At 68.8% G+C, this 8,188-nt stretch carries 10 protein-coding genes; 3 read left to right on the forward strand and 7 right to left on the reverse strand.

Annotated features, from left to right (window positions below; all coding sequences use genetic code 11):
* Nucleotides 1-184 precede the first annotated feature (184 nt).
* Complete coding sequence (locus tag G1H10_RS12390) at nt 185-640, forward strand: RrF2 family transcriptional regulator (protein ID WP_163737658.1); 456 nt, start codon at nt 185-187, stop codon at nt 638-640.
* On the opposite strand, the gene G1H10_RS12395 is transcribed toward G1H10_RS12390, so the two are convergent.
* Nucleotides 597-1,658 (reverse strand): ABC transporter permease, encoded by a 1,062-nt coding sequence (locus G1H10_RS12395; protein ID WP_216853197.1) that lies wholly within the window; start codon nt 1,656-1,658, stop codon nt 597-599. The two genes, G1H10_RS12390 and G1H10_RS12395, sit on opposite strands and share 44 nt — an antisense overlap.
* Nucleotides 1,659-1,773: 115 nt before the next feature.
* On the opposite strand from G1H10_RS12395, the gene G1H10_RS12400 reads away from it, so the two are divergent.
* Nucleotides 1,774-2,376 carry a TetR/AcrR family transcriptional regulator gene (locus tag G1H10_RS12400; RefSeq protein WP_163737663.1) on the forward strand — a complete coding sequence of 201 codons (603 nt, stop codon included), beginning with the start codon at nt 1,774-1,776 and terminating at the stop codon, nt 2,374-2,376.
* An 81-nt stretch (nt 2,377-2,457) separates the two neighbouring features.
* Here G1H10_RS12400 and G1H10_RS12405 read toward each other — a convergent pair whose 3' ends face one another.
* The 6 genes from G1H10_RS12405 to mce all read right to left on the reverse strand — a co-directional run bounded on the left by G1H10_RS12405 (nt 2,458) and on the right by mce (nt 6,570).
* Complete coding sequence (locus G1H10_RS12405) at nt 2,458-2,964, reverse strand: MarR family winged helix-turn-helix transcriptional regulator (protein WP_163737665.1); 507 nt, start codon at nt 2,962-2,964, stop codon at nt 2,458-2,460.
* 12 nt (nt 2,965-2,976) lie between these two features.
* On the reverse strand, nt 2,977-3,681 hold the full coding sequence (locus tag G1H10_RS12410; RefSeq protein ID WP_163737667.1) for a PH domain-containing protein: 705 nt from the start codon (nt 3,679-3,681) through the stop codon (nt 2,977-2,979).
* An 11-nt stretch (nt 3,682-3,692) separates the two neighbouring features.
* On the reverse strand, nt 3,693-3,845 hold the full coding sequence (locus tag G1H10_RS12415) for a hypothetical protein (protein ID WP_163737670.1): 153 nt from the start codon (nt 3,843-3,845) through the stop codon (nt 3,693-3,695).
* 138 nt (nt 3,846-3,983) lie between these two features.
* Nucleotides 3,984-4,913, reverse strand: a complete 930-nt coding sequence (gene meaB, locus G1H10_RS12420; RefSeq protein WP_163737951.1) for a methylmalonyl Co-A mutase-associated GTPase MeaB — start codon at nt 4,911-4,913, stop codon at nt 3,984-3,986.
* A gap of 38 nt (nt 4,914-4,951) precedes the next feature.
* Complete coding sequence (locus tag G1H10_RS12425; RefSeq protein WP_163737672.1) at nt 4,952-6,127, reverse strand: acetyl-CoA C-acetyltransferase; 1,176 nt, start codon at nt 6,125-6,127, stop codon at nt 4,952-4,954.
* Nucleotides 6,128-6,132: 5 nt separating this feature from the next.
* Nucleotides 6,133-6,570, reverse strand: coding sequence for a methylmalonyl-CoA epimerase (gene mce / locus G1H10_RS12430; RefSeq protein WP_216853199.1), 438 nt, complete (start codon nt 6,568-6,570; stop codon nt 6,133-6,135).
* A 268-nt stretch (nt 6,571-6,838) separates the two neighbouring features.
* Here mce and G1H10_RS12435 point away from each other — a divergent pair, with 268 nt between their 5' ends.
* Nucleotides 6,839-8,122: a coiled-coil domain-containing protein gene (locus G1H10_RS12435; RefSeq protein ID WP_163737678.1), complete on the forward strand. Its 1,284-nt coding sequence runs from the start codon at nt 6,839-6,841 to the stop codon at nt 8,120-8,122.
* Nucleotides 8,123-8,188: the final 66 nt, after the last annotated feature.

Genomic DNA, 8,188 nt, shown 5'->3' on the forward strand with positions numbered 1-8,188 from the left:
CTAGGACGTCCGATTGTTTGACGTCCTAGTAAGTATGACAGCGCCCCGCCGGACAGTGCGAACCAGCCATCCCACCCATGATCATGAACACTTACCGTTCAAATGGCACGGGAAGTGTTCATGATCATGGAAGGGGGGTGGGCCGTTGGGCGCGTCCGGCGCCGATCGATGGCAGTATCTAAGCGTGCACGTCACCGCCCGCGCCGACTATGCCGTCCGAGCCGTGATCGAACTCGCTTCGCTCCGGCCGGCCACCGCGACCCGCCAGCAGCTGGCGGAGGCGCAAGACATCCCGGGGAAATTCCTGGAGACGATCCTCGGCGATCTGCGCCGCGCCGGGATCATCGATGCCCAGCGCGGAGCCTCGGGTGGCTACCGGCTGTCCCGGGACCCGGAGCAGCTGACCCTGGCCGAGATCGTCCGGGCCGCGGAGGGCCCGCTCGCCGCGGTCCGCGGCATGCCACCGGAGGACACGCTCTACCCGGGCAACGCCGCACCGCTCACCCAGGTGTGGGTGGCGGTGCGCGCGAGCCTGCGTGATGTCCTGGAGACGACGACCGTCGCCAGCATTCTCACCGGCGAGCTACCGGAGCAGGTCAGGAGCTTGCTGGCACGGCCTGATTCGTGGACCCGGCGGTAACCCGCTCCGTCTTCGCCCACCCGGCTGCGGCGAGCAGAAGACCCAGGACGAGCCACGACGCGAGCACCAGGACGGGTCCGCCGGCGGCGGCACCATCGAAGAACGCGGTCGAGCGCAGCAACGTACCGCCGGCGCCCGGCGGCAACAGCTGTCCCAGCGTCCCCCATCCCGAGGGGAGCATGTCGGGTGATGTCGTCACACCCGAGAGCGGGTTACCCAGCAACAGGATGACCAGAGCGCCCAGCCCGAGCCCGACCCTGCCCAGCAACGAACCCAGGCCGATGATGGTCAATGAGATCGCCGCGAAGGTCAGGCCGAAGACGCCGGCGTTCGCCAGGTACGCGCCGTCGAGCACCCCGAGCCAGGTCTGCGCCACCAGCGCGGCCACCAACCCGCCACCCACGGCGGCCACCAGTGCACCCGTGACCCGCCGCCAGACGCCCGTGATCGCCAGCGACATCGCGTAACCGATGGCCATGCCGCCCATCACCATCGGAAGGGCGGACGAGGAGAATCCGGAACCGCGTGCATCGTCCGCGGGATGCGCCACCACATCCTCCACCTGCGGCGTCGGCGCATCCGTCAGCTGCTGCGTCATCCGATCCGCCACCGTCTCGATCAGCTGCGACACCGCCGGGCTCGCCGCAGAGGCGACCAAGACCTGCGGTGGCCCGTCCGGGGTGACGGCGATGGCCCCATACACCTCCCGGTCTTCGATCAGCTGACGCGCGGCCCCGGCGTCCGCCGCCGGCTCGACGGCGAACGCGCCCGGCATAGCCGTATCGAGCTGCTGCTCCACCTCATCCACCGCACCGGCCGGCCCGACCACGGCGATCGGTACGTCGCGCGGTGCGACTTCCGAGTTCGGCCAGGCGAACATCGTCAGCAGGACGCCGACGAGCAGCGACACACCGACGCCCAACCTGATGACCAGATGCCAACCGGATACGGGCGCAGCAGCCTCCTTCCGATCCTCCGCCGCTGCGAGCTGGTCCACCTGCACGTCCGGGTCACTCATGCGCCCACGACTCATCGCAATCCTCCAAAACGAATGTCCGTTCTCTTTACAATGCCACACACCCTCTCGGCCGCGCAACACGACGCCGCCCGCCACGAGCGGCTAAGGTGACCCCGTGCCCCGCGTATCCGAAGCCCACTTGGTCGCACGACGCCAGCAGATCCTCGAAGCAGCCTGGCGGTGCTTCGCGCGCAACGGCTTCCACGCCACCTCTATGCAGGACATATTCGCCGAGTCGGGGTTGTCCGCCGGTGCGGTCTACCGGTACTTCCCCAGCAAACTCGAACTCGTCAAGGCGACCGCCGGCACGATCACCGAAGGCGTCGGGGAGATCTTCGAGACCATCGCACACGCCGACCCGGTACCGACCCCCGCGCAGTCGCTGGACATGGTGGTCGACACCATCAACCGGCTGACGATGGCACGAGAGCCCGACCTGAGCAAGATCGCCATGCACGCCTGGTCCGAGGCCATCCGCGAGCCCGAGGTCGGTGCGGTGGTCAAAGAGATCGCGAGCCGGATCCGCCAGGGCTGGCTGGACATCGTCGCACGCTGGAAAGCCGCCGGCTACATCCGTACCGACGTGGACCCGGACGACGTCGCCGGCTTCCTCTACGGCGTCATGGTCGGGTACATCGCCCAGCGAAACCTGGTCGGGGACATCTCGGCCGAACAGTACGTCAACGGATTCGCCGCGCTCGCCCACGGTCGTCGATAGTCGAACCGGCGATCGAGGCTGCTGCACCCGCCGGATCCGATGTGCCGAGCATGGCACGGTGGACGCCAGCGACGATCACGGCTACTCGCGGAAGTCGCCGGCGGCCAGCCGGATACCGCGGAGCAGGTCGAACACCGCCATCCGCTCGTCCTCGTCCAGCGCGCGCAGACCGAAGTCGGCGTCCATCAACTCCGAGGTCACCTTCTTCACCGCGTCCCGGCCGGAATCCGTGATCCGGGCCAGGGTGCCCCGCCCGTCCCGCGGATTGGGCTCGCGCACCACGAAGCCGGCTGTCTCCAGGCGCTGGATGGTGTTGGTCACGCTGGTGGGGTGGACCATGAGCCGCTCCCCGATCTTGGCCATCGGCAGCGCTCCGGTCCGGCTGAAGCTGAGCAGCACGAGGGCCTCGTAACGGGCGAACGTCAGGCCGTACGGCCGGCAGATCCGGTCATACTCACCGAGTAACAGCTGCTGGACACGCATGATCGAGGTGGCTGCGAGCATGGCCTCGGACGGGCCGAACCGTTCTCGCCAGATCAGTCCGGCTCGGTCGATCGGGTCGAAGCTCAGATCAAGAGGTTCCGGCATCGCGGGAACTCCTCACCGGTGCCGTAGCGTCGCCTGCCGGCGTGCCGTCACCGGGCGGTTGGTGGCCGGATGGTCGGGCCGGCGCGGATTGGGCTTCTTCTTCTCCGGGGGCTTCGGGCCGGCACCGGTCATCTCCCGCCGCCGCTTGTGAATCAGCCGGGCGATGTCCGCGGGCCGCGGCACATAGTGAATGTCACGGATGCCCTGTTGCTGTGCCGCGTTCTCCAGCACCAGGTGCCCGGAGTTGAACGGCCGTAGAAACCATGGCCGCAACACCGTGATGTCCAGCAGCCGGACGACCTCCATCTCAGCCTCCCGGAGCGAGAATAGACCCCACACCCGGAACACCCGGGTATCGGTCAGCACGAACCGGTCCCGGGACCAGTACAGCGACCTGAAGAAGGCGTAACCGATCAACCCCACCACGACGGCGATGGCGAACCAGGCGATCCGGGCGGAGACGAACGGCACCCACAAGACCGCCAGGGCCACTCCCACCAGCGCGATCAGGATCGACGGCACGTGCACGATCCAGCTGTGCGCCACCTCGATGATGACCCGTTCTCCGGAGACGAGCTTGCGCGCCACCATGCGGTGCCCGAACCAGGACTTGATCCTCCACCAGAGCAGCCGGATCAGGCCGTCCTCGGCGACGCGGTCCAGCCACCGGACAAATCGGTCGGTCAGTCCGTCGACCATCTCCTTGGGCGTGCGCACGCGAGACCGCCCTAGAAGAGTTCTTCGAAGAACAGGATGATGGCGTCGAAGAGGTCACCGAAGAAGTCGAAAATGGTCGAGAAGATGTCCGCCATCCCGTCCGGCTCGGCCAGCAGGAAGTACACCACGAAGGCAACGAGCAGGATGATCAGAGCCTTCTTCATCGCCGACCTCCTTTCCGCTGGCCCGTCATGGTGCGTTCCATCCTTCGCCGAATTCCGGGGTCATAGGACCGCCATCTTGTATTTGTACCCCATGATCCACCCGCGACCCTGCCGCCACGCCGATCATGACTACCTCGATCATGACACAGCATCCACGACTTCTTCAGCAGCAGCGTACGGATCGAGCCGACCGAGCAGCACCTTCTCGGCCAGCTCGTCGAGCCGTTCGTCTCCGTGCAGGTCAGCAAACCGCTCGCGCAACGTGCCCAGCGCGATGGCCTCGATCTCACCCCGGACCCGGGCGCGCCGCCGGCGTTCCAGCTCGCCGCTCTCGGCCAACCAGACCTGGTGTTTGTGCACCGCTTCGACCAGCTCATCGATGCCCTCGCCGCGCGACGCGACGGTCGCGACGATCGGTTGTCGCCAGTCGCCGGGGTCCCGCTCGACCATCCGCGTCATCGCTTTCAGGTCCCGGACGACGTGGTCGGCGCCGTCGTGGTCGGCTTTGTTCACCCCGAACACGTCCGAGACCTCGAGGATGCCGGCCTTGGCCGCCTGCACACCATCGCCCATCCCGGGCGCCAGCAGCACGATCGTGGTGTCCGCCAACGCCGCCACCTCCACCTCGGACTGCCCGACGCCCACGGTCTCGATCAACACGACGTCGCAGCCGGCCGCGTCCAGTACCCGTGCCGCCTGCGGCGTAGCCGCGGACAATCCGCCCAGGTGACCGCGTGCGGCCATGGACCGGATATAGACGTCGCGATCGGTGGCGTGCTCCTGCATCCGCACCCGGTCTCCGAGCAGCGCACCCCCGGTGAACGGCGACGACGGGTCCACGGCCAGCACGCCGACGCGTTTGCCCGCGGCCCGGTACGCCGTCACCAACGCGGACGTCGTCGTCGACTTGCCCACGCCCGGCGAGCCGGTGACACCGATCAGCGACGCCGAGCCGGTGTGCCGCACCAGCGCGGCCATCACCGCGCGCAACTGCGGGGAGTGGTTCTCCACCAGGGAGATCAGCCGGGCCACCGCCCGCGGGTCACCGGTCCGGGCGCGCTCGACCATCGCCTCGGCGGAGCTCGTCGCCACGGAGGAACCCAAGGTCAGACCCGGATCAGCAAGGCGTCGCCCTGACCGCCGCCACCGCACAGAGCGGCCGCTCCCACGCCGCCGCCCCGCCTGCCGAGCTCGAGCGCGAGATGGAGCACGAGCCGAGCGCCGGACATACCGATCGGGTGCCCCAGCGCGATCGCGCCGCCGTTGACGTTGACCCGGTCCGGATCGAGCCCCAGCTCGCGGGTGGAGGCGATGCCCACCGCCGCGAATGCCTCGTTGATCTCCACCAGGTCCAGCGCCGCCGGATCCATCCCGGCTCGCCGGCACGCGGCCTGGATCGCCGCCGCGGGTTGACTCTGCAGTGTGGAATCGGGCCCGGCGACGACGCCGTGGGCGCCGATCGACGCCAGCGGATGCAGTCCCAGCTCGCTCGCCTTGGCCTCGCTCATCACGACGACGGCGCATGCGCCGTCGGAGATCTGCGACGACGATCCCGCGGTGATGGTGCCCTCGGAGTCGAACGCCGGGCGCAGCCGGGCCAGTCCTTCGGCGGTCGTGTCCGCGCGGATGCCCTCATCCTGGCGGAACACCACCGGCTCCCCTTTGCGCTGCGGGATCTCGACCGGCACGACCTCGTCGTCGAAGACGCCGTCCTTCCACGCCTGCGCCGCGCGCTGATGCGAGCGGGCGGAGAATTCGTCCTGTTCGGCACGGCTGAGCCCGAGCCCGGCCGCGTTGCAGGATTCGGTGAGCGCGCCCATCGCCTGATCGGTGAAGATGTCGTACAGGCCGTCGTAGGCCATGTGGTCGACCAGGGCGGCATCGCCGTACTTGTGTCCCTCCCGCGATCCGGGCAGCAGGTGCGGCGCGCGGCTCATCGACTCCATGCCGCCGGCCACGACGACGTCGAACTCCCCGGCCCGGATCAGCTGGTCGGCCAGCGCGATCGCGTCGATCCCGGACAGGCACACCTTGTTGACCGTCAAGGCGGGCACCGTCATCGGGATTCCGGCGTGCACCGCCGCCTGCCGCGCCGGGATCTGGCCGCAGCCCGCGGTCAGCACCTGCCCCATGATCACATACTGGACCGAGTCCGGCGCCACGCCGGCCCGCTCCAGCGCGCTCTTGATCGCCATCCCGCCCAGCTCCATGGCGGTGAACCCGGACAGGGATCCGAGCAGCTTTCCGATTCCCGTGCGTGCTCCGCCAACTATGACCGACATGCGTCTCAGGGTAGCTCGGCAGCGGGCGGCGGCTGCACCACCTCGATCAGCACCCCGCCGGCGTCCTTCGGATGGACGAAGTTCACCAGCGAGCCACCGGTGCCGGTGCGCGGCTCGTCGTACAGCAGGCGCATCCCCCGTGCGCGCAGCGTCGCCGCCGCCGCCCGCACGTCGTCGACCCGGTACGCCACCTGTTGCACCCCCGGACCGGACCGGTCGAGAAAACGCGCGATCGCCGACTCATCCGTCAGCGGCGCCAGCAACTGGATCTGGGCACCGTCGTCGCCGGCGGACACCCGCAGCATCGCCTCGCGTACGCCCTGGTCCTCATTGGTCTCGATGTGCACGAGTTCCATACCGAGGTTCTCCCGGTACCAGGCGATGGCCTCGTCCAGATCGCGTACGGCGATACCGACGTGGTCGAGAGTGGAGAAAACGGACATGGCTACCATGATCCCTCAAGCTAAGAGCGGCCGGAGAACGCGTGAGATATTTACATATCTATCCCCTCAGGGGTGGTGAGCAGTGCACGCGGCACACTACGGTAGGCGAGTATTGTTGCCCTGGGCGGCGAGGCGACGAGCGACGGGGGCTCCCGGGTAGCACACTCAAGGAGATCAACACACACGTCGATCAGCAACTACGTGCGAAGCCGTACTCGAGGCCGCACGCCCGACGAGGGAGACCATGAGCGAGGTACAGGAAGCAGCCATGAGCGAGACAGGTTCGGACGGCCTGTCGATCTTCGACGGATCGCCCACGGGCGGGTTCACCATCGCGATGCGTGGCTACGACCGCATCCAAGTTGAGCAACACGTGCGGCAGCTCGAGGCGACGCTGGCGCAGGTGCGCAGCCGTGCGTCCGACCTCGACAAGCAGGTCGTCCGGCTGCGGCAGGAGCTGGCCGAGGCGACCACCGAGCTGCGCGAGGTCGAGCGTCCGTCCTACTCCGGACTCGGCGCCCGGATCGAGCAGCTGCTCAGACTCGCCGAGGAGCAGGCGAGCGAGCTGGTGGCGCAGGCCGACACGGAGGCCGCGGAGATGCGGGCCGCGGCGCAGGCCGAAGCCCAGGAGATGCGTACGGCGGCGGAGAGCGAGGCGTCCGAGCTGCGCGTCAACGCACGGCGCACCGCTGAGGAACTCGTCGACGACGCCCGGGTGGAGGCCGAAGAGCTGCGCTCCAGCGCGACCCGGGAGGCCGAGGACCTCGTGGAGAGCGCCAAGCGGGAGGCGTCCAAGATCCGTTCCCAGGTGGAGCACGAGGCCAGCGAGCGCAAGGCCAACGCCGAGCGGGAGCTGAACCGGATCCGCGCCGCCGGCGAGCGCGAGGTCGCCGAGCTGCGGGCCACGGCGAAGCGCGAGGCCGAGGAGCTGCGCGCGAACACCAAGCGCGACGTCGACGAGCTGCGCAAGACGACGCAGGCCGAGGTCGAGGAGATGAAGGCCGAGGCACAGCAGCGGCTGGACGACGCTCGCGCCCGCGCCGACAAGGAGCTCACCGATCTCGAACTCACCCTGGTCGCCAAGCGCGAGCAGCTGGAGCGGGAGATCAGCGAGCGGCACGAGACGGCCGTCAGCGAGACCCAGAAGCTGGTGGCCGACGCCGAGGCCCGCGCCGGCGAGGCCGAGGAGCGTGCCCGCTCCGCGCAGGAGCGTGCCGAGAAGGTCCGGCGGGACGCCGACGAGCAGGCGAAGGCGCTGCTCTCCAGCGCTCGCCGGAACGCCGACAACCTGATCGCGGACGCCAAGCACCAGGCCGAGAAGCTGCTCTCGGAGGCGAAGTCCGAGGCCAACCAGAGCGTGGCCGCGGCCAAGCGCGAGGTCCAGGAGCTGACCCGTCAGCGCGACGGCATCAGCTCGCACCTGAACCAGCTGCGCAGCCTGCTCGGTGGTGTCGGCGGTGCGGCCGGGCTGGATTCCACCCCGGCGGCGGTCGAGTCGAGCCGGAAGGACGACGACGTCGTGGACGCGGAACTGGTCGACGACGACAAGTAAGGCGCGTCGCACATGTGAAAGGTCGGGCGCCCGGGGCGGCCGGGCGCCCGACCTGTTTGGGGTGGC

Source organism: Phytoactinopolyspora halotolerans, assembly GCF_010550675.1.
In the GTDB taxonomy this organism is placed as follows: domain Bacteria; phylum Actinomycetota; class Actinomycetes; order Jiangellales; family Jiangellaceae; genus Phytoactinopolyspora; species Phytoactinopolyspora halotolerans.